Annotated in this window: 19 protein-coding genes and 1 tRNA gene; 2 read left to right on the top strand and 18 right to left on the bottom strand. The window is 51.6% G+C overall.

The genetic code is table 11. The features are described from left to right. Nucleotides 1-138: 138 nt before the first annotated feature. The 6 genes from eno to FCN15_RS12680 all read right to left on the bottom strand — a co-directional run bounded on the left by eno (nucleotide 139) and on the right by FCN15_RS12680 (nucleotide 7,356). Nucleotides 139-1,425: a phosphopyruvate hydratase gene (gene eno / locus FCN15_RS12705; RefSeq protein ID WP_138495367.1), complete on the bottom strand. Its 1,287-nt coding sequence runs from the start codon at nucleotides 1,423-1,425 to the stop codon at nucleotides 139-141. A 138-nt stretch (nucleotides 1,426-1,563) separates the two neighbouring features. Further along, nucleotides 1,564-3,114, bottom strand: a complete 1,551-nt coding sequence (gene gpmI, locus FCN15_RS12700; RefSeq protein ID WP_138495366.1) for a 2,3-bisphosphoglycerate-independent phosphoglycerate mutase — start codon at nucleotides 3,112-3,114, stop codon at nucleotides 1,564-1,566. 1 nt (nucleotide 3,115) lies between these two features. Next, nucleotides 3,116-3,868 (bottom strand): triose-phosphate isomerase, encoded by a 753-nt coding sequence (gene tpiA, locus FCN15_RS12695; protein WP_138495365.1) that lies wholly within the window; start codon nucleotides 3,866-3,868, stop codon nucleotides 3,116-3,118. Nucleotides 3,869-3,923: 55 nt separating this feature from the next. Further along, a complete protein-coding gene (locus FCN15_RS12690) occupies nucleotides 3,924-5,105 on the bottom strand; it encodes a phosphoglycerate kinase (RefSeq protein WP_138495364.1) in 1,182 nt (393 codons plus the stop codon). A 118-nt stretch (nucleotides 5,106-5,223) separates the two neighbouring features. Then, nucleotides 5,224-6,234 (bottom strand): type I glyceraldehyde-3-phosphate dehydrogenase, encoded by a 1,011-nt coding sequence (gene gap / locus FCN15_RS12685; protein WP_138495363.1) that lies wholly within the window; start codon nucleotides 6,232-6,234, stop codon nucleotides 5,224-5,226. 96 nt (nucleotides 6,235-6,330) lie between these two features. Beyond that, the gene (locus FCN15_RS12680) at nucleotides 6,331-7,356 is read right to left on the bottom strand and encodes a sugar-binding transcriptional regulator (RefSeq protein WP_138495362.1); all 1,026 of its coding nucleotides are present in this window, start codon (nucleotides 7,354-7,356) and stop codon (nucleotides 6,331-6,333) included. 283 nt (nucleotides 7,357-7,639) lie between these two features. On the opposite strand from FCN15_RS12680, the gene FCN15_RS12675 reads away from it, so the two are divergent. After that, nucleotides 7,640-7,714: transfer RNA gene (locus FCN15_RS12675), tRNA-Arg, on the top strand. Nucleotides 7,715-7,996: 282 nt separating this feature from the next. Further along, the gene (gene clpP, locus FCN15_RS12670; RefSeq protein WP_138495361.1) at nucleotides 7,997-8,593 is read left to right on the top strand and encodes an ATP-dependent Clp endopeptidase proteolytic subunit ClpP; all 597 of its coding nucleotides are present in this window, start codon (nucleotides 7,997-7,999) and stop codon (nucleotides 8,591-8,593) included. Nucleotides 8,594-8,722: 129 nt separating this feature from the next. On the opposite strand, the gene FCN15_RS12665 is transcribed toward clpP, so the two are convergent. From FCN15_RS12665 to FCN15_RS12610, 12 genes are all read right to left on the bottom strand, one after another. Continuing rightward, a complete protein-coding gene (locus FCN15_RS12665; RefSeq protein ID WP_138495360.1) occupies nucleotides 8,723-10,837 on the bottom strand; it encodes an S-layer homology domain-containing protein in 2,115 nt (704 codons plus the stop codon). 197 nt (nucleotides 10,838-11,034) lie between these two features. Beyond that, on the bottom strand, nucleotides 11,035-12,153 hold the full coding sequence (locus FCN15_RS12660; protein ID WP_162515355.1) for a PdaC/SigV domain-containing protein: 1,119 nt from the start codon (nucleotides 12,151-12,153) through the stop codon (nucleotides 11,035-11,037). Nucleotides 12,154-12,375: 222 nt separating this feature from the next. Then, nucleotides 12,376-13,014 (bottom strand): GDSL-type esterase/lipase family protein, encoded by a 639-nt coding sequence (locus tag FCN15_RS12655; RefSeq protein ID WP_138495358.1) that lies wholly within the window; start codon nucleotides 13,012-13,014, stop codon nucleotides 12,376-12,378. Between the two features lie 163 nt (nucleotides 13,015-13,177). Beyond that, on the bottom strand, nucleotides 13,178-13,942 hold the full coding sequence (locus tag FCN15_RS12650; RefSeq protein ID WP_138495357.1) for an SIMPL domain-containing protein: 765 nt from the start codon (nucleotides 13,940-13,942) through the stop codon (nucleotides 13,178-13,180). A 201-nt stretch (nucleotides 13,943-14,143) separates the two neighbouring features. Then, on the bottom strand, nucleotides 14,144-14,413 hold the full coding sequence (locus FCN15_RS12645; RefSeq protein ID WP_138495356.1) for an HPr family phosphocarrier protein: 270 nt from the start codon (nucleotides 14,411-14,413) through the stop codon (nucleotides 14,144-14,146). A 90-nt stretch (nucleotides 14,414-14,503) separates the two neighbouring features. Further along, nucleotides 14,504-15,433: a DNA-binding protein WhiA gene (gene whiA / locus FCN15_RS12640; protein WP_138495355.1), complete on the bottom strand. Its 930-nt coding sequence runs from the start codon at nucleotides 15,431-15,433 to the stop codon at nucleotides 14,504-14,506. Between the two features lie 5 nt (nucleotides 15,434-15,438). Then, nucleotides 15,439-16,383: a gluconeogenesis factor YvcK family protein gene (locus FCN15_RS12635; RefSeq protein ID WP_138495439.1), complete on the bottom strand. Its 945-nt coding sequence runs from the start codon at nucleotides 16,381-16,383 to the stop codon at nucleotides 15,439-15,441. Between the two features lie 58 nt (nucleotides 16,384-16,441). Continuing rightward, complete coding sequence (gene rapZ, locus FCN15_RS12630) at nucleotides 16,442-17,335, bottom strand: RNase adapter RapZ (protein WP_138495354.1); 894 nt, start codon at nucleotides 17,333-17,335, stop codon at nucleotides 16,442-16,444. A 79-nt stretch (nucleotides 17,336-17,414) separates the two neighbouring features. After that, nucleotides 17,415-18,365, bottom strand: a complete 951-nt coding sequence (locus FCN15_RS12625) for an ROK family glucokinase (protein WP_138495353.1) — start codon at nucleotides 18,363-18,365, stop codon at nucleotides 17,415-17,417. A 453-nt stretch (nucleotides 18,366-18,818) separates the two neighbouring features. After that, complete coding sequence (gene trxB, locus FCN15_RS12620) at nucleotides 18,819-19,775, bottom strand: thioredoxin-disulfide reductase (protein ID WP_138495352.1); 957 nt, start codon at nucleotides 19,773-19,775, stop codon at nucleotides 18,819-18,821. Between the two features lie 72 nt (nucleotides 19,776-19,847). Further along, nucleotides 19,848-21,584, bottom strand: a complete 1,737-nt coding sequence (locus FCN15_RS12615; RefSeq protein ID WP_420819574.1) for a tetratricopeptide repeat protein — start codon at nucleotides 21,582-21,584, stop codon at nucleotides 19,848-19,850. A 171-nt stretch (nucleotides 21,585-21,755) separates the two neighbouring features. Then, nucleotides 21,756-22,712, bottom strand: a complete 957-nt coding sequence (locus FCN15_RS12610; protein ID WP_138495351.1) for a ribose-phosphate diphosphokinase — start codon at nucleotides 22,710-22,712, stop codon at nucleotides 21,756-21,758. Between the last annotated feature and the right edge of the window lie 48 nt (nucleotides 22,713-22,760).

Genomic DNA, 22,760 nt, shown 5'->3' with positions numbered 1-22,760 from the left:
CCTCCTTCGAAAATGAGTTGGACGTATGGCTCTCTCTGCTGTCATTGTATACCAATTGACACCGTTTTGCCATTTTTATGGACAGATATAAAAATCCCCCGGCGTAAGGAAGCACCGGGGGATTCATGGCTGTTGCTATTATTTCTTCAGGTTGTAGAAGGATGTCAAGCCGTTGTATTGAGCCAGCTCACCCAATTGGTCTTCGATGCGGAGCAATTGGTTGTACTTCGCAATACGGTCAGTACGGGAAGGTGCGCCTGTTTTGATTTGGCCAGAGTTAGTAGCAACCGCGATGTCAGCGATTGTGCTGTCTTCGGACTCACCGGAACGGTGGGATACAACAGCTGTGTATCCAGCGCGTTTAGCCATTTCAATAGCGTCGAACGTTTCAGTCAAAGTACCGATTTGGTTTACTTTGATCAGGATGGAGTTACCGATGCCGTCTTCGATCCCTTTAGCCAGACGCTCAGTGTTCGTTACGAACAGGTCGTCACCAACCAATTGGATTTTGTTGCCCAGTTTCTCAGTAAGCAGCTTCCAGCCTTCCCAGTCGTCTTCGGAGCAGCCATCTTCGATAGTGATGATTGGGTATTTGTCTACCCAAGAAGCGAGCAGGTCAACGAATTCAGCGGAAGTGAAGGATTTGCCTTCGCCTTCAAGATGGTATTTGCCGTCTTTGAAGAACTCAGTGGAAGCAACGTCCATACCGAGGAATACGTCTTTACCAGGTGTGTAACCCGCTTTTTCAATCGCTTCGATGATGGAAGACAAAGCGTCTTCGTTGGAAGTGAAGTTAGGAGCAAAGCCGCCTTCGTCGCCAACTGCAGTGTTCAGGCCTTTGCCTTTCAGTACGGATTTCAGGTTGTGGAAGATTTCAGCACCCATGCGAAGTGCTTCTTTGAAGCTTGGTGCGCCTACTGGCAATACCATGAATTCTTGAACGTCAACGTTGTTGTCGGCATGAGCGCCGCCGTTAACGATGTTCATCATAGGAACTGGCAGTTGCTTAGCGTTGAATCCGCCCAGGTAAACATACAGAGGCAGGTCCAAAGCGTCAGCAGCAGCGCGGGCTACGGCCATGGATACAGCCAGGATTGCGTTAGCGCCCAGTTTGCCTTTGTTTGGAGTTCCGTCCAGAGCGATCATCATTTTGTCGATGCCGAGCTGGTCCAAAGCGTCCATACCGATCACTTCTGGAGCAATGATGTCGTTAACGTTGGCAACGGCTTTCAGAACACCTTTGCCCAGGTAACGGGATTTGTCGTCGTCGCGAAGCTCAACCGCTTCGTGAGCACCAGTGGAAGCGCCGGATGGTACGATAGCGCGGCCGATAGCGCCGGATTCCAGATAAACTTCAACTTCTACAGTTGGGTTGCCGCGGGAGTCAAGGACTTCGCGTGCGTATACGTCAGAAATAATAGTCATTTTGAGTATTCTCCTTTTCAAGATCATTTGGTGATAGAAACAAGCTGGTAAAACTTCTCTGTGCAGAAGCTTACCGCATTTAGGCTAGCGTTCGCAAGTAAGCAGCTTGCTTGAGGCATGCAGCCCCAGGCAAAAGCGTTATTTCCGGCTGGCGATCATCGATTGCCCTGTCATTTCAGCAGGTTTAGGCAGCTGCATCAAATCGAGGATGGTTGGCGCAACGTCAGCCAAAATGCCGTGTTCACGAAGAACTACGTCATGGGAAGTTACGATAAATGGAACCGGGTTGGTGGTATGAGCGGTAAACGGACGGCCGTTCTCGTCAAATACCATATCCGCGTTGCCGTGGTCGGCGATAATAATCGCTACGCCGCCTTTAGACACAACGGCATCCACGACTTTGCCTACGCATTCATCCGTAACTTCAACCGCCTTGATTGTCGGCTCCAGCATACCGGAGTGTCCAACCATGTCAGGGTTAGCGAAGTTCAGAATGATGGTATCAAAGTTCTCTTCTTCGATTTCCTTCACGGCTGCAGCCGCTACTTCGTAAGCACTCATTTCAGGCTGAAGGTCATAAGTAGCAACCTTCGGCGAGTTGATGAGAATACGGGTTTCGCCCGGAAGCTCCACATCACGTCCGCCGCTGAAGAAGAACGTTACGTGAGGGTATTTTTCCGTTTCGGCAATACGAAGCTGTTTCTTGTTATTCTGCACAAGCACTTCGCCCAGCGTGTTATCCAGGTTCTTAGGCTCGTAAGCCACGTATCCCCCAACCGTTTCGCTGAACAGCGTCAAGCATACGAAATGCAGGCCTTCAGGGAATTTCGGTCCACGTTCAAAGCCGCGGAAGTCCAGGTTGGTAAAGACTTGGGACAGCTGAATCGCACGGTCCGGACGGAAGTTCAGGAACACAACGGAATCGCCGGATTCTACGGAACCAACCGGATTGCCTTGTCCGTCAACGATAACAGTCGGTACCATGAATTCGTCAAACACGTCGTTGCTGTAAGAATCTTTAACCGCTTGAACCGGATCTGTATAATGAGGGCCTTCGCCGTACACGATTGCACGGTAGGATTTCTCTACGCGATCCCAGCGTTTGTCGCGGTCCATGGAATAGTAACGACCAGAGAGCGTTGCAATTTTGCCGATGCCGATTTCTTCGATCTTCTTGATCAGCTGGTTCAGGTAGCCTTCACCGCTGTCCGGAGCTACGTCCCGGCCGTCAAGGAAAGCGTGGATATACACGTCGTGCATATCTTCTTTCTTGGCCAGCTCCAGCATCGCAAACAAATGATTGATGTGCGCATGTACGCCGCCGTCGGACAGCAAACCGTACAGGTGCAGCTTTTTGCCGTTCTTCTTAGCGGAACGCACGGCTTCAACCAAGGTCGAGTTCTCGAAGAATTCGCCTTCGCGAATGGATTTCGAAATCCGGGTCAAATCCTGATAAACAATGCGGCCTGCACCGATATTCAGGTGACCAACCTCAGAGTTGCCCATTTGGCCTTCCGGTAAACCTACCGCTTCACCGCAAGCAGTCAAAGTGGTATTTGGATATTCTTTCAGGTAACGGTCATAGTTCGGTTTATTAGCTTGGGCAACCGCGTTGCCTTCCACCGTATTCCGAAGACCAAAACCGTCCATGATGATTAGAGCTACGGGTCTAGGTACATTCCCAGCCATCTTACTTGGCCCCCTCAACCAGAGCGATGTAGGAAGCAGGCTGCAAGCTTGCGCCGCCTACGAGCGCGCCGTCGATGTCGCTTTCGCTCATGTATTCCTTCACATTTTCAGGCTTCACGCTGCCGCCATACTGGATGCGGACTTTGCCGGCCGTTTCGGAGCCGTACAATCCATCCACCAGGCTGCGGATATAGGCGATTACTTCGTTTGCATCCTGTGCAGTGGAAGATTTGCCTGTGCCGATTGCCCAGATTGGCTCATATGCGATAACCACTTGAGCTGCTTGTTCTGCAGTCAGACCTTGAAGAGCAGCTTCAGTCTGCACTTTAACCACTTCTTTGGTTTGGCCTGCTTCACGCTCTTCAAGCTTCTCGCCTACGCATGGAATCGGGGTAATGCCGTATTTAAATGCAGCGTGAACTTTCTTGTTCACGATTTCGTCTGTTTCGCCAAAATAAGCGCGGCGTTCGGAGTGCCCGATGATGACGTAATCAACACCGAGCTCCTGCAGCATTTTGCCGCTGATTTCGCCGGTAAATGCGCCTTCGTCTTCGAAGTGAAGATTCTGGGCACCGATCTTGATGGAAGTTCCGTTAGCCGCTTCCACCAAGGCCGGGAGGTTCGTAAACGGAGCGCAGATGACGCTTTCCACGCCGGCTACTTCCGCTTTGCCCTTAATTTCTTCAAAGAACGTTTTTGCTTCGGAAACCGTTTTGAACATTTTCCAGTTCCCTGCAATAATTGGTGTTCTCATGCCGTTAAACCTCCAGTGTTCTTCTTAAATTCTTGATGCCTCTGCACCAAAAATCTTACTTGTCGTTCAGAGCCACTACGCCAGGAAGAGCTTTGCCTTCCATGAATTCCAGGGAAGCGCCGCCGCCAGTAGAGATGTGGTCCATTTTGTCAGCCAAATGGAATTTCTCAGCTGCCGCTGCGGAGTCACCGCCGCCGATGATGGTGTAACCTTCAGTCGTTGCGCAAGCTTCTGCAACTTCACGGGTACCGCCTGCAAAAGGATCAATTTCGAATACGCCCATAGGACCGTTCCAAACAACCAGCTTGGAGTTCTTAATAACGTCTGCGTACATGGCGCGTGTCTTAGGACCGATGTCCACGCCTTCCCAGCCTTGAGGAATGCCGTCAATGTCGACGATATCTTGATTTGCATCTGCTTTAAAGTCGTCAGCGATCACGCAGTCAACAGGAAGCAGGAAGTTCTTGCCGAGTTTCTTGGCTTTCTCGATGAAGCCCAGAGCAACGTCCAGCTTGGAATCGTCGCACAGGGACAGACCGATTTCATAGCCTTGAGCTTTGAAGAAGGTGTAGGACAAGCCGCCGCCAATCAGCACGTTGTCCGCAAGGTTCAGCAGATTGTCGATTACGTCAATTTTGTCTTTAACCTTGGAGCCGCCGATAATTGCAGTGAAAGGACGGTCAGGATTGGACAAAGCTTTACCCAGAACGGATAATTCTTTCTCCATCAAAAGACCGGAAACGGCTGGCAGATAATGAGCGATACCTTCTGTGGAAGCATGTGCGCGGTGAGCAGCACCGAAAGCGTCGTTAACGAACAGATCGGCAAGCTCTGCAAACTGCTTCGCGAGTTCAGGATCGTTCTTCTCTTCGCCTGGATAGAAGCGCACGTTCTCAAGAACAAGCACATCGCCATTGTTCAGTTCGGCGATTTTGGCTTTCACGGCTTCGCCTACAGCTTCGTCCGCTTTGGCAACCGGTTTGCCAAGCAGCTCGGCCAAACGTTCTGCCGGAGCAGTCAGACGCATGGACTCGTTAACTTCGCCTTTTGGACGGCCCAGGTGGCTCGCAAGAATGACTTTAGCGCCATTCTCGATCAAATATTTGATCGTTGGCAGCGTTTCACGGATCCGGGTGTCGTCCGTAATTTTTCCATTTTCGAGCGGCACGTTAAAATCCACGCGCACAAATACGCGCTTACCTGTTACTTCTACATCGCGAACACTTTTTTTATTCATGGTTCGTTCCTCCGCACCCTTAAATTTTATATTCTGCAATTCAAGGAAAAGCACTCATTATGCATAAAGAGCGGAAACACTGCTGTTTCCGCTCTTTGGTTTCAAAGAAGGCCTGCTATTACTTAGCCAATTTTGCGAAGTGTTCCAAAGTGCGAACGAGCTGCGCAGTGTAGGACATTTCGTTGTCGTACCAAGCTACTGTCTTAACCAATTGCTGGTCGCCAACAGTCAGAACTTTAGTTTGAGTAGCGTCGAACAGGGAACCGAAAGTCATACCTTTGATATCGGAAGATACGATTTCGTCTTCTGTGTAACCGTAAGTTTGCGGGTCTGCAGCAGCTTTCATTGCAGCGTTAACTTCGTCTACAGTTACTTTCTTGTTCAGAACAGTTACCAGCTCAGTCAGGGAACCAGTTGGAACAGGCACACGCTGTGCAGCACCGTCCAGTTTGCCTTGCAGTTCAGGAATTACCAGGCCGATGGCTTTAGCAGCACCAGTTGTGTTAGGGATGATGTTCTCAGCAGCAGCACGAGCGCGGCGGAAGTCACCTTTAGCATGCGGAGCATCCAAAGTGTTTTGGTCGCCAGTGTAAGCATGGATTGTAGTCATCAAACCTTCAACGATACCGAAAGAATCGTTCAATGTTTTAGCCATAGGAGCCAAGCAGTTTGTTGTGCAGGAAGCGCCGGAGATTACTGTTTCAGTTCCGTCCAGAGTTTCATGGTTTACATTGTAAACGATTGTCTTCATGTCGCCAGTAGCTGGAGCGGAGATAACAACTTTCTTAGCGCCGCCTTTCAGGTGAAGCTCAGCTTTTTCCTTAGTTGTGAAGAAGCCTGTGCACTCCAGAACGATGTCAACGCCGAGCTCGCCCCAAGGAAGTTCTTCAGGGTTACGGTTAGCCAGAACTTTAACGTCTTTGCCGTTTACTTTGAAGAAACCTTCGTGTACTTCAACTTCACCGTTGAATTTGCCTTGTGTTGTATCATATTTAAGAAGGTGAGCCAGCATTTTAGCGTCAGTCAAGTCGTTGATTGCTACTACTTCGATACCTTCTACTTCTTGAATACGACGGAATGCCAAGCGACCGATACGTCCAAAACCGTTAATGCCTACTTTTACACTCATTGATAGATCCTCCCAAAAAAATATTATTTTATATTTAGCCAGACCAGATGTAATCTGCCCTGAGTAAAACACCGTAATTATGCCTTATTATGCCTTCTAAAGCGATTTGACAATTTCTTCAGCAGCCGCTTCATCCGTGACCAGGATATCCTCCTGACCGAACTTTAATACGGCATGAATCGCCTTTGCCTTGTTTCGCCCGCCGGCAATGCCGATGATCGTCTCCGTAGATTTGATGTCCTCGAGCCTCAGGCCCAGGGTGAGCATCTTATGCACTACGGCACCTTGACCGTTAAAATAATAACCGAACGATTCGGCAATGGCTCCGTCTCTTACGATCTCTTCCACCATCTCAGGATCCAGCTTGCGCCTGCGCGCCATCTCCATAGCGTCTCCGATGCCGTGGACGACTATCCGCGCTTGGCGGATCAGACTCACGATCTCTTCGATGTTATGGTCATGGACCAGGGATTCATAAGCTTCTCTGCCAAGTAAATCAGGCACATGAAGCAGCCGGTATTCCGCACCCACCCGTTTAGCCATTCCCGAAGCAATGGTATTGGCCTGAATCTCCAGGCTTTCACCAAGGCCTCCGCGGGCCGGCACAAACCAGCATCCTTTAATAGGCGCCGGCGGGGGTGTAAGCTGTTCAGCCATGACGGCCAGTGTTGAACCGCCGGTTACGGCTACAACGTCATCATTCCCGATTACCTCAAGTAAAGCTCTTGCTCCAGCGCGCCCCAGCTCACGCTTGGCGGTTTCAGAGGCTTCGCAGTCCCCTGGGACGACAATCACCTTCCGCAGACCATAAGTGCCGCGAATTTTGTTCTCCATCTCAGACAGGCCAAGCAATTCCTTCACGAACGGCTTCATCTGCTCCAGGAGCTGAAGCCCCGCCTCACTGATTCTCATGCCCACATTCTCAATTTCGATAAGCCCTTGGGCTTTAAGGAGATCGGTTTCGGCACGTAAAATGCGTTCTGTCATATTCAGAGCCACTGCAAGCGTGCGCCTTCCTATGACTTCCTCGAGCATGATCTGGTTAAGGATTAGATATCTCTTCTTGAGAACATCCATGAGATCAGGCAGAAGCTGCTTTTGGATCTCCAACAAATTTCGCAATGTCTTCACTCCTGCGGCTTCGACTATCTCTCTCCATTCCTCTGGTCTTAAAACGTCCCGGGTTAACGTTTTAAGTCCCACTGATATTCTAACCAATTTTTGAGACTGTTGCAAGTGCATCGTCCGTATAATGAGCAAGTTTTCCATCAGTTATTCGCACTTTCCTGAGTGATCCTTTATTGAAAGCGGATTAAACAAGAAGGCTTGCTTTTTTGCCAGGAAGCGTCTATAATCATCTTTGTTGACTTTTCTTATTGACTGTCAGCCAGATTTATTCACATGTGCGCCCGTGGTCCAATGGATATGACGTAGGCCTCCGGAGCCTGAGATCGAGGTTCGATTCCTCGCGGGCGCGCCATTATTAATTTAAACGTTCTATATAGGTTCAACCAGAAGTCCGAGATAAACGGGCTTTTTTTTGACCCTTAGTTTGACTTTCTTTGACTTTCTGTTTGAAATTGTTTATGATGTGGTTATTAACAGTGATCCTATTTGGAAACGGCGTTTAAAGGCAATGGTTTTGGTTAATGCTGTAGTCGCCGGAGTTCAGTTGGGCTCGTCCTGTTAAACCGCTGCTCCGCTCATACTTATTGAGCAATGAGCATACTACTTATAATCCAAACTTAGGAGGGTTTTTATCGTGAGTTATATTCCTATGGTCGTCGAACAAAGTAACCGCGGAGAGCGTGCTTACGACATTTATTCCAGATTGCTCAAAGACCGGATTATTTTCCTTGGCTCCCAAGTGAACGACGTTGTGGCCAACTCCATCATTGCGCAGATGCTGTTCCTGGATGCCGAAGAGCCAGGCAAAGACATTCACCTCTACATCAACAGCCCTGGCGGTTCCATTACCGCAGGCATGGCTATTTACGATACGATGCAGTTCATCAAATCCGACGTTTCCACGATCTGCGTGGGCATGGCCGCTTCCATGGGCGCTTTCCTGCTGAATGCAGGCGCCAAAGGCAAGCGTTACGCGCTGCCTAACAGCGAAGTGATGATCCACCAGCCTCTGGGCGGTGCTGAAGGCCAAGCGACCGACATCGAGATTCGTGCACGCCGCATCCTGAAGATGCGCGACACCCTGAACAAGATTCTGGCAGAACGTACAGGCCAGCCGCTGGAACGTATTGAAAAAGACACCGACCGCGACTACTTTATGACCGCGGCGGAAGCCAAAGAATACGGCCTGATCGACAAAGTGATCGAGAAAGTGAACGCTGAAGGCGTGTAAGCCGGCTGTAATTAGAGAGAAGCAGTCCATCCTTAACTAAGGGCGGGCTGCTTTTTCGTTTGGTTTGAATGTCTTGGTGTGCAAAAAGCCCAGTACCAATGCGGTACTGGGCTGTCTTTTACATATGGCTTAACCTGCAGCTACTTCCTCTTCAATGAAGGTCACAGCGAATGTCTTCTCTGTTGTAGTTCCTCCGCTGCTATACGTCGCAGTGTATTCTCCGGCTGTGCTTCCTGCTACTACTGTAGCTGTGATCGGCGTACCTTCAAGCGGCGCTTGTACATAGGCTTCTACAGCTGCCAGTTTGGCTTCATCAGTTGCGTTCTCTCCGTTAATAACAGGAACGTTAACCTCGACAGGAGCAACTTTAACCAGGAAGGTTACAGCAAATGTCTTCTCTGTTGTAGTTCCTCCGCTGCTATACGTCGCAGTGTATTCTCCGGCTGTGCTTCCTGCTACTACTGTAGCTGTGATCGGCGTACCTTCCAGCGGCGCTTGTACATAGGCTTCTACAGCTGCCAGTTTGGCTTCATCAGTAGCGTTCTCTCCGTTAATAACAGGAACGTTAACCTCGACAGGAGCGACTTTGACCAGGAAGGTTACAGTGAGCGTGGTCACTGTTTGCTGCCCTCCGCTATGGTATGTCACGATGTACTCCCCAGCTTCATCTCCTGGTACTACGGTAGCTGTGATCGGCGAACCTTCCAGCGGCGCTTGTACATAGGCTTCTACGGCTGCCAGTTTGGCTTCTGCGGTTGCGTTCTCTCCGTCTACGACAGGAACGTTAACCACGAGAGGTGTAGAAGGAACCTGACTTTCATTACCTGTAGAACCGCTGCCAGAGCTGCCTGAGCTGCTAGATCCACCAGAAGAACTTCCGCTGCTAACTGTTGAGGTTACAGTAGACGAGGAATTAACAATAATGTTTGTTTGCTGAACTCCCTGCACTTGGCTAGGTCTTGTGTCGAAAGTTGATTTTTGAGCCCCTTCGTTAACAATTACGTTTGTTAACTGGGATGCGCCAAGAATATGGGAAATCGCATTCAATACAAGGTTAGAAATCTGCGTACTGCTGCTCAATACAATGGTGTTGTCCGAAGCTGCTGCGTCTACAGTTACATCCTGAATCGAACCGCGCTGCAATTGGACGGTTACAGATACACTGAAGAAATTAATATCGTCAAATTTACCCTTCAGCTGCACAGTTGTATTGGCTGGTAGTTCTTTAGCCAGCTCCACGTCAGTAAAACCTTCTCCATTTACATCGCTTTCTTCCAGCTTAGCGGAGGACTGAATGATAACCTTATCCGCTTGAGTTGTACCCTCTGCTACCAGACGAACTGCACCGTTCTGTTTATTAACCACCACATTGACCAGCACGGAGTCCACAAAGTGAATGGAGTTTTCCCCGCCGCCCTCAACGTTTGTAGTACCATGAACCTTCACATTCTTTATGGTGACATCACCGCTGCCAATTCCAGCTCCCAGCAGCAGGTTACCTTTAATTTCATAGTTATTAAGGGTAACACCTGGTACATTGATAATGACATCGCCATTGACAACCGTTGTCTCTTGATCGTTGCCATATGTCCCGGCCTGGTCGATTGTTACCGGCTCGGCGGCTGAAGTTCTGCTGCTGACAGCAGAATCAATAAGCACTACAGCTTCAGCACGAGTAAGCTGATTCTGTGCTCCAAAGGTACCGTTCGGATAACCTTTCATGATATTGTTCTCAACAACTGCAGAAATGCTGTCTTGGCTCCATGCAGGAATTTTTCCCGCATCGGAAAATTGTTTAATACTATCGGTATTGCTTGTGTCCAATCCGAGAATATTAGAAATGATAGTAGCAGCTTCCTGACGGCTAATATTAGATCCCGGATGGAAGGTTTGATCCGAGTATCCTGTTACATAGCCAGCTTTAACCGCCTTGGCAATATCGCTGTACGCCCAATTCGTTGTTGAAAGGTCTTTGAAATTAGCCGATCCCGTATCTGTAAACCCAAACATACGGTTAATCATCGTAATAAACTCAGCACGTGTAATGGCGTTATTTGGTTTAACTGTGCCGTCCTGATAACCTTTCAGATTTCCGCTGGAAATCCAATTCTGAATCTGCTGTTCTGCCCAATGTCCCTGCACATCGCTTGCAGTTTGTGCTGAAACCGCATCCATTGATGCCAATGCCATACTTAGACTTAATACCCCTGCAACTGCCCCGCGTAGTTTCTTACGTCTTCCCATGTTGTCCTCCAAGTCTTTTCTAGATGCTGTATTGCATCGGTATATTCTAAAATCTTATATCGGAATCCAACCGCTGCATTGTTACCTTTTCTAAAAGAAACTTCGGGGCCAGCTTACGAAAAGGGGTGCCCCTAGTCATTTTTATGACTTTTGGGACACCCTCTTTTTCTTTTTTATAGGTGGCAAGAAACTCGTCCTTACTGCTGCTCAAACGGGCTTGAGCCATCAGGGAGCAGCGCCGAGAAAGGAATAGCATATTCCGGGAATCCGGCTGCGTAAGGCAGGTATTCATACAGCTGGAAGAAAACGACGATGCCCTCATCCTTCAGGTAAAACCCGGGGTTGTCTCCCGCCGTAGTAAATCCGCCGAAGTAGCCTGGGGTTTTCTCCAGATTTGCTGCGACCTTCGCGTCAATGATCTTCAGGTAGTCGGGGTTTGCCTTAAGCAGCTCGGACAGCCCTGCCTGGCTGCCGTCGCTCAGCCGGATGGTGATGCCCTCAAGAGCGCTCATGCCGTGTGCGCCTCCGGTGTACTCGTAACTCAGCAGGCGGAAGCTGATGTATCCATTGCGGTTGTAAGTGAGGCTGTAATAGCTGTCGAACTCGTTTTTGGTGCCTTGCGGCCCAAGTCCAAGCTCTTTCGAGCGCTCCTTCGCGTCCTGTAAATAGGCTTCAGCATGCTCCTTGAAGATCTGGTTGATCTTCTGCTGGACGGACGCATCTGACAAGCCGCTGATTACAGGATACTCAATCCGGAAATCGGTTGCCGCAGCAGACTCGTTCAATACTTTGGCCGTTACCTTAAGATCATTCAGCTGCAGCGGGATCAAATTGATGATCTTGGCGCTGTTGTTCCAAGCCGTCCGGTAGCCCAGGACGTCGCTCAGCAGATGAACCGAAACGTAGCTGCGCCCCTGCTGATTCACCCATTCATAATCCGAGAACTGGGTGCTCCCGTCTACGGTAACCTGCATGGTTCCGTATTCTGTCGGCTTAAGTGTAACCGTGACTTTCCCGCGGGTAATCTCATAGGCTTTGGTCTTGGCGTCATAGGACACCTTCAGACCAAGCGCATCCCGGAGCACTGCCAGCGGGATCAGCACGGTGTTATTTTTGGCGATAGCCGTTTGAGTCAGCGTTGTCCCGTTCAAAGCAATACGGATGGGAGCCGCAGTCTTGGCGGAGGCGGAAGCGGAAGCTGAGGCCGAAACGGCAGAGGCGGATGCCGCCGAACTAAGCGCGGCCGGAGCTGTGCCTGCTCCAAGGAGCAGGGCGGCGGCCAGCAGGACGCGGGTGCTTTTTATGTAAGAAGTCATGATCTTCATTCCTTTCCTGGATGAGGTCTTTCATTGCCCGCTCCATTATAACTTCCCCCTGCTGCCGACAAATGACAATACAGGTAACAATCCAGGGACAATCCTGCCATTTTCATCGTCGGTGATAAAGGTAACCCCGCACTTCAGGCCAGAAGTACAGGGCTTTCTGCCATTACAATCTCTTAACCATTCCCTATGTGAACTTCGCTGTGATCGCGGTTATCATCCGAGCCGTCCATATCCCAAGGCATTCAGGTGCTCTGCAATGATGCGGTACCCGCGCCCGTTGGGATGAATATGGTCAAGGAACAGCAGCTCCCGCTCATGTCCGGCAAAGTCAGGATAGATGTTGGCCAGTCCATATACCGGGCTCGTAAGTTGGGCTGCAAACCGGTTAAACTGCAGAACCCAATCCGTAGCCTCCTGGATTTGGGGGTAAGGGTTATATAAACCTACCACCCGGATGATATAGGGTTTGCCGGAATCGGCCTTTAAGCGAAAGACATTGCCTGCTAGATTTGAAAAATGGTGCATGCACTCCTGCAGAGCCCCCCGCAGAATCCGCCCCGTTTGGGCCGGATCACGGCGTGCTGCTTTGGCCGCGTCAATCAAATCATTGCCGCCGATGGAGATCGTAACGATGTCGGCTTCCCGGATCTGCTGCCGGAATGCCGGATTCCGGGCCACCCGCTGAGCCAGCTCCGCGCTGGTTAAGCCGTTAATGCCCAGATTGCTGTAGGCTACAAACCCCCGCAGCTTTACTTCTGCCATCCGCCGGTACTGCGGGACAAACCCTTGGCCCGGCAATGCGCCGAACCCGGTCGTCAGCGAATCGCCAATGGCCGTATACTGATAGCTCATGCTGCTTCCTCCTATTGCCTTTCAGCTATGCTCTCTATGTAACATATGAAAGAGAGAAGTTTCCGGCTACGGGGTATCTGTCCATGAACGGCAAAAAAACAGCCTGTCCAGACAGGCGCCTAACCGGCTTCTGGACAAGCTGCTTTCTAGTGAACTCTTGTTCTTACTTCATTTCGTATTGGACGGTCAACGAGGTCTGAACGGTTAATTCGCCCGTTTCAACTGCCGTGCTTGCAGCGTCTGCGGAGGAGGTGCTTTGCATCAGCATTTCGGCTTGTTTCACAACAGGCGTATATCCGCCGTCATTCTGCACCACATTGATTACCCCGCCCAGCGTCTGCCCGGCTGCCTTGGCGATGCTTCCGGCCTTCATACCGGCATTAGCCATCGCTTTACTGATGACCTGGTCCAGATATTGATCCGGATTCTCTACCGAGAAGGTAACGTCGTTAATCCGGTTGGCGCCTGCACTCGAAGCCGCGTCAAGCAGCTGGCCGATCTTCTCCAGATCCCGGTATTTCACCTGGAAAGTCTGGTTGGCCGTGTATCCGGTGATCTTCTGCCCTTCCTTATCGTTATAGGTGTAGTTCGGCTGTACATAGAACTGGCTGGTCTGAATGTCAGCAGGGTCGATCTTCCACGTCGTTTTAAGAAGAGTGCTTAATTTCTGCACGATGGCTGCATTTTTCGCCTGGGCATCCTTGGCCGTTAAAGCGGTTGTCTCCACGCCCAGCGACAAGTAGGCGATGTCCGGCTTAACCGATACCTGCCCGGTGCCCGTAACCGTGATGGTATTCTGCAGGTTGACCTGGCTCTCCGCCGCGTAAGCAGCGGAACCGGCAGGCAGCAGCGTGCCTGCGGCCGAACCTCCCAAGATCAAACCTCCTGCCAGTGCTGCTGTCCCCAATTTCTTAGCCCAACTATTCATACTGATCCCTCCATGAGTCAAGTGGTAATGTTTGCTGGTTGATTTAATGGTACTGACGAACCCTTCTACTCAAAGGTTGCACCAAACAGCCGCTCTTTAATTGAAAAATCTAAAAAACCATTCGCCCGAAGCTTGGGGAGCGGCAAAAAAAAACGGCCCCGCCCAAGGCGAAGCCGTCTTCCTTCAATTCAATTAAGGGAATTACTGGTTCTCCAGCTCTTCCTTGCTCACCAGCGTGACTAAAGCGTTTGCAGCCTGCTCCGCGTCTGCACCCTCCGCACTGATGACAATTTCAGTACCTGTACTGATTGCAAGGCTCATGATTCCCATGATACTCTTGGCGTTGACTTTCTTGTCGTCCTTCTCCACAAAGATTTCGGACGAGTATTTATTCGCTTCCTGTACAAAAAGCGCAGCCGGCCGGGCATGAAGCCCTGTCTTCAAACGAACGGTAACCGGGTGTTTGATCATGGAAACTTACCCCCTATTCAGATCATTCCGCATAAAATGGACATTTTAATAAAATAAGTATACCATACAAAACTCGCTGCAAACTAGCCTTTACCCCTGCCGAATTTTATCAGCCATTTCGTCGATCTTCCGCAGCCGGTGGTTCACACCGGATTTGCTGACTCCGCCTTTAAGCAGCTCGCCGACTTCCTTCAGGTTCATATCGGGATAAGCCAGCCGGACCTCGGCTACTTCCCGGAGCTTGTCGGGCAGATTATCCAGTCCGATCTCCTTCTGCAGCAGCTTGATATTCTCAATTTGGCGTACGGCCGCGCCGATGGTCTTATTCAGATTGGCCGTTTCGCAGTTCACGATCCGATTGACCGAATTCCTCATATCCCGCATAATCCGCACGTCCTCAAACTTGAACAAAGCTTGATGCGCCCCGATCAGACTTAAGAATTCGATGATCTTCTCGCCTTCCTTGATGTAGAAAATGAAGCCCTTCTTCCGCTCAATGCAGCGGGCGTTGAAATGAAAGTCAGCTGCGAGCTCCACCAGCGCCTGGCAGTGCTCCTCATACATCGAGGCAATCTCCAGATGGTAGGAGGAGCCCTCCGGATTGTTGACAGAGCCGCCGGCGAGGAAGGCTCCCCGCAGGTACGCTCCCTTGCAGCAGTCGTCCTGGATCAGCTCCGGATGAATCTCATCCATGAACATGAACCCTTCCGAAACGATCTTCAGCTGTTTCAGTATTTCCTGAACACGGGCCGGAATACGGACAATGTATACATTGTTCTTCTTCAGCCGCATCTTCTTGCGGACCAGCAGCTCCGTATGAACATCAAAATGCTTCTTGATCAAAGAGTAAATCCTTCTCGCGATCGCGGCATTTTCGGTGGAGATATCCAAAATGACCTTCTTGTTCGAAACCGAAACCGAACCGTTCATCCGGATTAACGCCGACAGTTCAGCCTGCTCGCAGCAGGAATCAGCCTCGATCATGGTCAGTTCTTTTTTGGTTTGTGCCGCAAAGGACAAGGGACTCACCTCTTTCTTGCCATCCAGTTTTGCACCAGAGAACAGATATGCTCACTTAGTTTATCCGCATCATGACGTAAATAACGGCGGAACAGCACCAGCGTATCGGCGATTACTTTATAGCCCCGGCTGGTCAGTACCTCGTAGTCAAGCTGAACAGGCTGTGCGCCCTTCTCGGCGTAAAAATCCTGAACCTGCAGCGGAATTTCGCCGTCGTTCACAATGACATAATCAATTAAATGATGACCTACGTGATCATATACGGCCTGCAGATGATCACTTACGGTATACCCGTCGGTTTCGCCCGGCTGGGTCATGACATTACATACAAAAATCTTGATGGCTTCCGTATTGTTGAGCACCGCTTCCGCCAGCTTGGGAACAAGCAGGTTCGGCAGGATGCTCGTATACAGGCTTCCGGGGCCGATCAGAATCGCATCAGCGTCCCTGATCGCCTGGACAGCCTCTGGCAACGGCTCCACATGTTCCGGCTCGAGGAAAAGACGCTTGATCTTCCCCTTCGCTTCTGGAATCTTGGACTCGCCGGTTACAATGCTTCCATCCTCCATTTCGGCATGGAGGATAACAGCCTGGTCCGCGGCGGGCAATACACGGCCCCGAACGGCAAAGACACGGCTGAGCTCGCGCACAGCTGTTACGAAATCACCGGAAATGTCGGTGATTGCTGCCAGGATCAAATTGCCGAGACTGTGTCCGGCAAGCCCTGACCCGGCCGAGAACCGGTAGCTCAGCATCTCGGACATGAGCGGCTCGGTATCGGCCAGTGCCGTAAGGACGTTACGGATGTCGCCCGGCGGCGGCATCTGGAGTTCATTTCTCAGGATGCCTGAGCTGCCTCCATCATCGGCTACAGTTACGATTGCCGTAATATCAAGCGGCTTCTGCTTCAGCCCCCGCAGCATAACGGACAAACCCGTTCCGCCGCCCATCACAACGATGCGGGGCAAACTTTCCTCGGAAGGCTGTTTAATCAATGTTGTTCACCTCTTAGGGACGGTCCCGATCGGCATCGCGGTGACTGACACGCACCGTCTCCGTTTCGCTTGTACCCAGCATCCGTCCCAGATATTCAGAAATCGCGACAGAGCGGTGCTTGCCGCCTGTGCAGCCAATGCCGATAATAACCTGGCTCTTTCCCTCTTTATGATATTGGGGAATCAGAAAATGCAGCATATCCATTAATTTGGTCAGGAAACTTTGCGTCTCCGGCCACTTCATAACATATTCATATACATCACTGTCTTGTCCGGTGTGTGGACGAAGCTGCTCAATATAATGAGGATTCGGCAGGAATCTCACGTCAAACACCAGATCGGCATCAATCGGAATACCGTACTTAAATCCGAAAGAAGTAATATTTACCGACAGGTTGCTGCTCTCAAGATGCGAGAACCGGGAGATAATCTTCTCCCGCAGCTGCGCCGGCTTCATGTTGGAGGTGTCCACCACCTGGGTGGCCGAATGCTTCAGCTCCTCCAGCATCTTGCGCTCCAGCCGGATGCCGTCGAGCGGCATGCCCTGGGGCGCAAGCGGATGACGCCGCCGGCTTTCTTTATAGCGCTGCACCAGCACGGAATCGGTAGCGTCGAGAAACAGAATTTCCGAATGAATGGTAAAATGGTCCTTGATATAATTGAGCGACTCCGAAAGCGCCGTGAAGAATTCGCGGCCCCGCAGGTCAATAACGAGAGCAACCTTGGCTATTTTACCATTGGACTGTTCGATCAGCTCTGCAAATTTCGGAATCAGCACGGGCGGCAGGTTGTCCACACAGAAGAAGCCCAGATCCTCCAGGCTTTTGACGGCAACCGACTTCCCGGCTCCCGACATTCCGGTAATGATAACCAAGTTGGCTAAAGAAGTATGTTCCTGATCCGGCATCAGAATTCCCTCCCTCAGATAGTCTGTTTCTCTCTATATCGCTTGAAAAATCCCTGACTAGATAATTCCCTCTTCCAAATTAGGAGCGCAGGAACAAGCCTGCCGCCCCGACCATTCCGGCATCATTGCCCAGAACAGCCGGCACAATTTCTACACCGCGCTGAAGAGGCTCCGGCGCAAATTTCGCATAGACGCTGCGGATCTCGTCAAACAGAATGTCTCCTGCTTTGGATACGCCGCCGCCGATAATGAAGCGCTGCGGATTCAGCACGGCCGCTACTGCTGCCATAGATTTGCCCAAGTAGAAGGCTGCACGGTTAACGATGCGCTCTGCGACTTCGTCACCGTTCTTGGCTGCATCAAACACGTCTTTCGCTGTGATCTCTTCCACCTGCGCCAAAGAGGTGCGGTCCCCGCGCTCTACCGCATCTTTAGCCATGCGGATGATGCCTGTTGCTGAGGATACGGTCTCAAGGCAGCCCATTTTGCCGCAGCCGCATTGAATCGCTTCCAGATCAGGCACAACGGACATATGACCAAGCTCGCCGGCAAGGCCGGAGAAGCCTTGATAGATTTTTCCACGGATAATAATGCCGCCGCCCACGCCTGTTCCAAGCGTATAGCAGACGCAGTCTTCTACGCCTTGACCGGCACCGCCCCAGGCTTCGCCCAGAGCTGCCACGTTGGCGTCATTATCTATTTTAATAGGCTTGCCCAGCCGCTCTTCCAAATACGCGCGGACCGGAACGTCCCGAAAACCTACATTTGGAGCCAGGATCACGACGCCTTCCTTCAGGTCGGTAAATCCGGCGACACCAGCGCCCACTCCGGCAAGCTGGTCCCAGCTGTATGGAGATTCCTCTACAATCTGGCGGACATACTTCTCGATATTGGCAAGTACGGTATCGGTACCCTTGGCCACTTCGGTTGGTCCTTCAAAGGTCTGCAACAGCTTGCCTTCAGCATTGCAAATCCCCACTTTAATCGCCGTACCGCCCAGATCGACACCAATGTAGATTTGTTCAGACATGTATAAGCCACCTTTTTCCTATAATAAAATAGTTGCTCCTAAATACCCACTATAAGCGAACCTACCCCTATGGTCAAGAGAATCAAAATGGTAGAAACCTTGACGGATCAAGCCTCGCGCCTCCCTCATGCTTACCTCGCACCTCTTGCAAAACAAGCCCGATTCCCGGTCAAAACAAGGGAGAGCTTTGCCTCGAAGCATCCCTGCCGCTGACTGATATACGGGGTGAAAAATACATAATTTGGACGGGGCCGCAGCCGACCTAATTCTGCTCCTAATCCAGCTCTAACCCTACTCCTACATTACGCTGGAATCCGGCAATGAAGAACGGGCAGAAGGAGAAGGAGAAGCGCCAGCACAGATTTGTAAACAGACTTGTAACCATACTTGTAAAAATAAAAAAGGACTCCGCTTCCCGCTGTGCGGAAATGGAGTCCTTCTTATGTTTCAGGTTCAGCTGTCCAGCGTAACGCTCCAGTCGTGGATCATTTCGCCCTCGAGGTACTTCTCGCAGTCCATGGCAGCCATACAGCCGGAGCCCGCAGCGGTAATCGCCTGCCGGTACCTTGTATCCTGCACGTCGCCGCAGGCAAATACGCCTGGAACGTTGGTCTGGGTCGTACCCGGCTTCACCACAATGTAGCCGTTTGCGTCGGTCTTGATCTGCCCGCCCAGGAAGTCTGTGTTCGGCGTATGCCCGATCGCAATAAACACACCGTCGGCTTCGACCAGCTCTTCCTGGTTTGTCGCATTGTTGCGCACCGTCAGCCCCTTGACCGTGCCGTTCTCGTCCGTAGCTACAGCTAAAGGCTGGCGGTTCAGCGCCCATTTCACCTTCTCATTGCTCCGGGCGCGGTCCTGCATGATCTTGGAGGCGCGCAGCTCCTCGCGGCGGTGCACCAGGGTGACCTCCGAGGCGAAGCGGGTCAGGAAGCCCGCCTCTTCCATGGCGGAGTCGCCGCCGCCGACTACGGCAATCTTTTTCCCGCGGAAGAAGAATCCATCGCACGTTGCGCAGGTGCTCACACCCCGCCCCACGTTCTCCTGCTCACCCGGAATACCCAGATAGCGCGCCGATGCGCCGGTAGAAATGATGACCGTATCGGCCTGATAGGTTTGGCCGCCGTCGACCTTTACGGTGAAAGGCCGTTTGGAGAAGTCTACTTCCTCCACCCAGCCGCTTGTAAACTCCGCTCCGAACCGTTCGGCCTGCTTGCGCATATTGTCCATCAAATCGGGCCCTTGAATGCCCTCCGGGAACCCGGGGAAGTTCTCGACCTCTGTGGTCGTCGTCAGCTGCCCGCCGGGCTGAACGCCTTCAATGACCAGCGGGTTTAAGTTCGCACGCGCCAGATAAATCGCCGCGGTCAAGCCGGATGGTCCTGTTCCGATGATAATCGATTTATACATCTTATTACCTCCTCGGCATTTCAATTAAAAAGGCTGCTGTCTTCCTGCCGGAAAACGTATACCTTCTATTTATTAACCCGAAGGGAACATTGCATTCATCTTTTCCTTGATTCCGCACACTTCATCAAGCCTTTTGGTGCAGCGGCTGGCCGTAGATACGGACACGCCGTACCGCTTGGCAGCCTCTTCGAATGTAATCCGGCGGCGGTGGAGCTTGGCTGTCAAATACTCAAGGGCAGCTGCCCAGCCTCCGAGATGAGAGACAGATGGAACGTCCGGATAGGACAAGGTGATGAATTCCACCCAGAGCGTCTCCACGTCATGAAGCTGCATCAGATTATAACGCTTAGCCATACGCCGCTTGGCCTCGTCAAGCACCGCCTGCCACTCCGGCTTCCAGACCGGAAGCCTGGACGAGACATACCCCGGGCCTACCGTCTCCGTCTTGCCTTCCAGCACGATCGGCAGCGGATCGTTCACGCCCAGACTGCGCAGTGCGAACAAAGCGATATCCTTCAAATACTTCTCTTCCTCCGGTTCCATCAGGAACGCGCGGAGAGCTTCCAGCACTTCGCTGTCCGCAATCTGGCTGAAAGCCTCTATGATCTGAAGCTTGGTACGGGCATCGCCGTGGCGGAGCCCCCAGAAGAAGGAGGAACGGACCAGCGGATCCTGCTTCATCTGATCCGGAAGGCCGCCGCCCCACTTCTCCCACTTCCGCAGCTGCTCTTCAAAAGGCAGCCCATATTGATAGCTGATTTGTTCAGGTCCTGCCCACAGCTTGCCGGCCTTATACTCCTGCAGTCTTTCCAGATAGAAAGCCGGCACCTCGGATTCCGGATCCCGTTTGGCCGCCTGCTTCCACAGCCCTTCGGCCTCCTGATAGCGCCCGATATTATAGGCGGCAACCGCCGCATAATGGAAGAGACAAGGATCAAAATTAACCTCGTCATCCTTCAGCAGCCGCTTGAAATGGCCGTAAGCCGCTTCGTGGCGGCCCAAAATCCCCATCGTCGTCGCAAGCTTGAATACATGCTCCTGATGAAAGGGAACAATACCGGCAAGGTGATCCGATAATACCTGCAGATCCTCCTGATTGCCGTCATGTTGAATAAATACCGCAAGGTTGCACAGGCCGTGCAGATTGCCCGGATCCCGTCTCAGCACATCCTCAATCGCGGCCATCGCTTCTTTAAACATGCCCATATAGTAGTAGCCGAGCGCCAAATTATTGCGGGCCGCCAGAAAGTCCGGCTGCTCCTGCAGCAGCTTCTCCAGCTGCTTGACCGCAGCTGTAAACTCACCGCGCTCAAGCAGGCTGCGCGCCTGGTCGTGCTCTGTCTGCCCCTGCAGCGATTTGATACGGCCTACTTTGGCCGGCCGGTTCAGCTCGTACTGCAGCAGCTCCATCATTTCCTCGGCTTCAGCAAGAAACTGGCCGTCGGCGTCTTTCTCCAAATAAGTCACAAGCGCTTCTTCAGCGTCTTCAAATTTCTCCAGATTGGCATAGTTATTCGCCATGTAGAAGTAACATTCCGTCATGGTTTCGTCTACTTCGCTCAAAATACGGGAGAGCACCTCGTTGGAACCCTCATAATCTCCGGTTTCAGACAAAATGCCTGCCAGATTGCAATGATTCACCGGGTTGCCCGGTTCATATTCCACAGCTTTGCGAAAATATTTCAATGCCTTGTCGTACTGCAAGCGTTCCAGCGCTGAAACGGCTCTCTCGAAGAAAAAGTTGGCGTCCATGCGGACATGCACAATTTGACCGGACTTTCGGCTCCCGGTCCTGCTTTCTTCTGTCAATCAAGGCACCTCCTTAAAAATAGCTTCCAGCCTTCTCACAGTATACCACAAGGCCGCTGCAACCTCCTACCGGGAACTGTCTCCTTCCAGGCGGCCGCTCACGCCAAAAAGGGCAAGAAGAGCTGTAACCTCTTCTTACCCTGAAGCCTTCTTACTATAAACTTCCCGGCCCTAAATTCCCCGGTTTCTGAACATCGTGGCGATTGAGCCGCCCTCCATAATATATCGGATAGCCTGCGAGAACAGCGGCGCCACACTCAGGACGTGCAGACGGCCCGCCAGCGGATTCTCTTCCTCAAGCTCAATGGAATCGCTGATAATGACCTCGCGGATATTCGGATGATCCAGGCGGCGGAGTCCATGATCGGAGAAAAGGCCGTGCGTGGCGCAGACAACAGCGTCCCCCGCTCCCCGCTCTTTAAGGCCCTCTACGACATGGAGAATCGTAGAGCCCGTATCGATCAAATCCTCGATGATAATCGGAGTGCGTCCCTCTACATCCCCGATGACGTGCGTAATGACAGCCTCGTTATGCTCCGGACGTTTCTTGATCATAATCGCAAAAGGAGAATCCATTCCACTGGCCAGCTTCTCGGCCATCGACGCTCTCCCTGCGTCCGGGGAGACAATGACCGGATTCTGAATCTTCTTGGAGAGAAGATACTCCGTCATCAAATCAAGCGCTGTTAAATGATCGACAGGAATATTGAAGAAGCCCTGAATGGCCGGGGCGTGCAGGTCCAGCGTGACCACCCGGCTTGCGCCTGCCGTCGTCAGAAGGTCCGCAACCATCTTGGCGGAAATAGGCTCACGGGGCGCAGACTTCCGCTCCTGCCGGGCATAGCCGTAATAAGGCAGTACAATTGTAATCGTATGGGCAGATGCCCGTTTGGCCGCGTCAATCATGACCAGCAGCTCTACAAACAGTTCATTAATCGGGTGCGAAAGCGCCTGGACCAGAAACACGTCGCAGTTGCGGATGCTCTCTTCGTAGTGGACATAGATTTCGCCGCTCTTGAAGCGGGAAATCTGGATTTTTCCGGGTTCAACACCGAGCTGTCTGCAGATGGTTGCGGTCAGCGCTTTGTTGGACGAGCCTGAAAAAATACGCATTTTAGTCTGCTGCATAGCGCCCTTCCAGCTCCTTCCTCATGGATTCGCCGTGGCTTTTATCTA

It is taken from the genome of Paenibacillus pinistramenti (genome assembly GCF_005869875.1).
In the GTDB taxonomy this organism is placed as follows: Bacteria; Bacillota; Bacilli; order Paenibacillales; family Paenibacillaceae; genus Fontibacillus; species Fontibacillus pinistramenti.
The sequence above is the reverse complement of the archived record's forward strand: the minus strand, read 5'-3'. Positions and strand labels throughout refer to the sequence as shown.

What these genes read in the sequence shown, in the direction of transcription:
- FCN15_RS12610 (WP_138495351.1), bottom strand. Translation starts at nt 22,712, where the DNA reads ATGCAGCAGACTAAAATGCGTATTTTTTCAGGCTCGTCCAACAAAGCG.
- eno (WP_138495367.1), bottom strand. Translation starts at nt 1,425, where the DNA reads ATGACTATTATTTCTGACGTATACGCACGCGAAGTCCTTGACTCCCGC.
- FCN15_RS12665 (WP_138495360.1), bottom strand. Translation starts at nt 10,837, where the DNA reads ATGGGAAGACGTAAGAAACTACGCGGGGCAGTTGCAGGGGTATTAAGT.
- FCN15_RS12645 (WP_138495356.1), bottom strand. Translation starts at nt 14,413, where the DNA reads ATGATCAAACACCCGGTTACCGTTCGTTTGAAGACAGGGCTTCATGCC.
- rapZ (WP_138495354.1), bottom strand. Translation starts at nt 17,335, where the DNA reads ATGCCGGATCAGGAACATACTTCTTTAGCCAACTTGGTTATCATTACC.
- gpmI (WP_138495366.1), bottom strand. Translation starts at nt 3,114, where the DNA reads ATGGCTGGGAATGTACCTAGACCCGTAGCTCTAATCATCATGGACGGT.
- trxB (WP_138495352.1), bottom strand. Translation starts at nt 19,775, where the DNA reads ATGTATAAATCGATTATCATCGGAACAGGACCATCCGGCTTGACCGCG.
- FCN15_RS12650 (WP_138495357.1), bottom strand. Translation starts at nt 13,942, where the DNA reads ATGAATAGTTGGGCTAAGAAATTGGGGACAGCAGCACTGGCAGGAGGT.
- FCN15_RS12655 (WP_138495358.1), bottom strand. Translation starts at nt 13,014, where the DNA reads ATGAGCTATCAGTATACGGCCATTGGCGATTCGCTGACGACCGGGTTC.
- FCN15_RS12635 (WP_138495439.1), bottom strand. Translation starts at nt 16,383, where the DNA reads ATGGGCGGCGGAACGGGTTTGTCCGTTATGCTGCGGGGGCTGAAGCAG.
- FCN15_RS12660 (WP_162515355.1), bottom strand. Translation starts at nt 12,153, where the DNA reads ATGACTTCTTACATAAAAAGCACCCGCGTCCTGCTGGCCGCCGCCCTG.
- tpiA (WP_138495365.1), bottom strand. Translation starts at nt 3,868, where the DNA reads ATGAGAACACCAATTATTGCAGGGAACTGGAAAATGTTCAAAACGGTT.
- FCN15_RS12625 (WP_138495353.1), bottom strand. Translation starts at nt 18,365, where the DNA reads ATGTCTGAACAAATCTACATTGGTGTCGATCTGGGCGGTACGGCGATT.
- gap (WP_138495363.1), bottom strand. Translation starts at nt 6,234, where the DNA reads ATGAGTGTAAAAGTAGGCATTAACGGTTTTGGACGTATCGGTCGCTTG.
- FCN15_RS12690 (WP_138495364.1), bottom strand. Translation starts at nt 5,105, where the DNA reads ATGAATAAAAAAAGTGTTCGCGATGTAGAAGTAACAGGTAAGCGCGTA.